Source organism: Endozoicomonas sp. SESOKO2 (assembly GCF_024606245.1).
GTDB lineage: Bacteria > Pseudomonadota > Gammaproteobacteria > Pseudomonadales > Endozoicomonadaceae > Endozoicomonas_A.
Map to the genome: position 1 here is coordinate 1 of NZ_JAHHPQ010000592.1, position 3,470 is coordinate 3,470.

A 3,470-nucleotide genomic window follows, 5' to 3' on the forward strand; every position below is an offset into this window, starting at 1 on the left:
TTTTTGCTTCCTTGCGCCATTGTGCTGTTATGCCTTTCTGTTAAGGTTTCAGTGGGTCTTCAAGGAGTGACTTTATCTCTATCTATGGTTGAGCCTGTTCTGGCAAAAAGCGGAGTTGCGGTATCTGATGAAGGTACAACCATTCAACTCGGTAACAGAGTCATTTATCTGGATGACTTAACCCGGGATGACGTGAACTGGATATGGCAGTCGTTCTTGTATGGAGGTGTCATGTCGGCCATATTTTCTACCATGGCTTTGAGTTATGGGTTTTATTTTCACCATCACTGGCTCAATTCCTGTTCCATTGCGATATTAGGTACGGCAACGTCAGCCCTTCTTTATACGGATGCGATTCTAACCCGATTCAGGTTTGGATATGCTTTAGTTCGGAATGTTTTTTCTCTTGATTATCCTATGCCTTATGCCGCCGTTGCCTGCTTAGTGCTGACAAGAGAAGAGCACAACCAGAATAATCCCCTGCGAACATACGTTAGTCCAAAGCTTTTATTGCTGTTACCGCTGGTAAAAATTCTAAGCTTGTTGTTCTTTGAAGATAAGGGTAATACCAAAACCCATATGGATTTGACCATGGCAGGACGCGCAGCCGGTTTGTTCATTATCTATACCGGACCATCTCCTATGAAGAGGATTTCTTACAAGCTGGAAAGAGCAGGGGTTAGCGAACTCAGTGCAGACCATGATGGTTACAGCGCTCTGGCAAAAGCTATGGATGAGAATGGCCTCAGCGCTGTCTATATAGCTCCATCATTTTTTAAGTTCTTTCCAATGCCTTCGTCTAAGCCGGACGGCAATCAAGTGCCAGAGTATCTTGTTGCACTGGCCTTCATCTGTTTTCATGTGCACGATGGTGATGAACTGGTATACGGTATGCTGGTCCAGAGGGCTTCTGATTTGAAAAAATCGGAAGTTTTTCCACCTTATCTGTTGTCTGCTTTTTCTAATTCTTATAATCGCTCGGCTATCGTCAAGGCTCGAACGCTTCTTGCCCCAGTGTTTCTTGAAGAAGTCGCTCAGTTTCTCAATGAGTACGGCAACAATAAAACTGTCCAGACTAAGGATATAGCAGGAAATGTCCTGCATTATTACTTTTATAACAGGGAAAGCCGGGGGGAGGTTGCTGACATACAACACACTAAAGATACTTCGTATTTCACTTTTCCCGGTTCAGATGGATTCTCTGAGGCTACTATCACCTGGAGCAGCCAGATTGATGGACAGCAAACATTGGCTCTGGATAGTGGCTGCAATGAGGATAACAGCTGTGTATTTTCTCAGTATAAAGTGCCTGCATGGGTCAATAAAGTGTTAAGTATTCAGTTGGCTTACCTGGGATATTTTGTCGGTTTCAACTGGGCCCAAAGCGCTGTTAATGCTGTCCGTTCAGGCAAGCATGTATTACCAAATTTTGAAGCTACGGATTACAACGGTGATGAAGACCGTTGTCCAGTCTGTATGCGTCCATCAATAAGCAATGAAGAGGGTACCTTTGATGGACTCAATGAGGATGAGCCTGTCGCGTTACTGAACCTGGCATGCAAGCACCCTATCTGTGCAGATTGTCAGAACCAGTTGATCCAGAATCAACTGGATGACAACCTACTCTCTGCCTGGAAGTTACAGCGCTTTGGTGTTAAGTGTCCAACCTGCAACCAAAAATCCTCTTTCACTCTGCTACCTTAAGTTCATGTATCTGAAAGGTGCTGTTCAATTCAAAAGTGGAAGCCCTCCCATCAAGGGGTTCAGAAGGAGCAAAAAAAATTTTGTCCTTTCTCCCCAAGGGGGTTGCTGCTTTTTCACTTTCGAACGAACAGCGCCTACCTGAAAAGTGTCTGCTTTCTTGGGGTGGTGTAAAGAGTCGGGGGTAGCGAGTTTGATTTCTTATAGGGCTGATGCATTGTTTTATTTTGCCATGGAAAAAATACTGGTGTTGTTTTTTATGTTGGCTTCCTGCTTTTCTCTGGCCAATGAAGAGGTCGGTTTTTATCCAGACAATAGTACTGCTATGGCTGTGTTTGAGGGCGTTCAAGGGCACCCCTCTGAAATCGAAAGTGCATTAAAAGAGCAGGGTTTGGATAATTTAACTTTTAATGGAGAGGGCAGAAAAGATCTGGAAAGAATCAATAGTATTTTCAGTAATGCAGTCAAAGATAATGATCGATACGGGCTTGCTCTTCAGGATTTTAGAGATTCGAGTCGACTTGATGATGTCTTTTATGATGAAGGAGGGCTGCATGCAGCAGACCATTTGATCGATGAAGCACTTTATGATGATCCTGAGTTGTTGCAGACTGTTAATGAGGCCTTGAAACAAGGGTTCTCGTTTTTGCCCCTGGTTTACTCTCAATACAGTACATGGTGGCACTTATATAATAGCGTCGGGGATTTCTATCAGGTTCTAAAAGACAGACTGGCGGCTATGCAGGAGCAGCCAGTGCAAACCGTTGGAAAAAAGTCTGATCAATCAAGTTTCCTGAATTGTTTTTTTTCTGGAAGTAAGTCCCAGTGCTATAAACCTGAAATGCTTAGCTATGCCATTTCAGGTATCAGCGTGGCCTGGCTATTATATACAAGTTATCGACTTCTTTATGTCTACAGAGATCTCAATGTACCATCCGCTGCTTTTGTCGCAGTTACTCTGGCACTGGGTACTCTGACTTCAGCCTGGTGGGGGGAAAGTAATTCGATCTACGCTATTTTGGCTGTTCAGGCACTTCGGGGCTATTTCCTGGTAAGCGGTCATCATCGTGAATTGTTCAGCTCTAATAAACTGGTCAGAATTTTAGTGGCGTCTTATTATGTAAGTTCGGTTTTGAGTTCGATAGATAATCTACGCAATATTGGCTACTGGTCTGCTTTCAGGAAAGCTAATTGGCCTGCATATTATTTCTGTACCACATTGGCTGTGACCTCAGTTTTGGCTTACATCAGAAATATTCGTATTCCTGAGGCAATGCTGGTGACGGTGGGAGTCTCGACTTCAGCTTATCTGGTGACGGCATTTGCAGCCCTATACGGTGCTCAAAATATGCAGATGGAACACTGGCATTTGCTGCTTGTATATGGCGGTATGATTATAAATTCCATGATTGAATCGGCAGGAATGTACAATGTTATCCCTCAATTGACTCAACAGTCTGTGATTGCCTTACGCTATGCCTACTCTTTAACAACACCTGTTCCAGATGTTGTGGAGGGTTTTGATCCCGTATATTACATGGTAATGTCTATTGTCGTGCCTGTGTTTTATTTGCTAAATGTCCCGCTTCTGTAGGTATTGCAAAGCAAAAGCACTACTGATCTTGCCCAGCCTCGCGGGAGCCTGACCGAGAATAAGAATTTTAGCGCAGGCTCATCCGCCCTTTTTTCGACATGATCAAAAAATAATCGGGTATTAGGCGTTTTTTGATCAGATTTTACGTTTTCTGCCCATCCACTTGCCTTTATGC

At 43.7% G+C, this 3,470-nt stretch carries 2 protein-coding genes; both read left to right on the forward strand.

The genetic code is table 11. The features are described from left to right. A partial coding sequence (locus KDK17_RS14340; RefSeq protein ID WP_257288351.1) for a hypothetical protein occupies positions 1-1,704 on the forward strand: 1,704 nt, incomplete at its 5' end. 190 nt (positions 1,705-1,894) lie between these two features. After that, positions 1,895-3,295 carry a hypothetical protein gene (locus KDK17_RS14345; protein WP_257288352.1) on the forward strand — a complete coding sequence of 467 codons (1,401 nt, stop codon included), beginning with the start codon at positions 1,895-1,897 and terminating at the stop codon, positions 3,293-3,295. Positions 3,296-3,470: the final 175 nt, after the last annotated feature.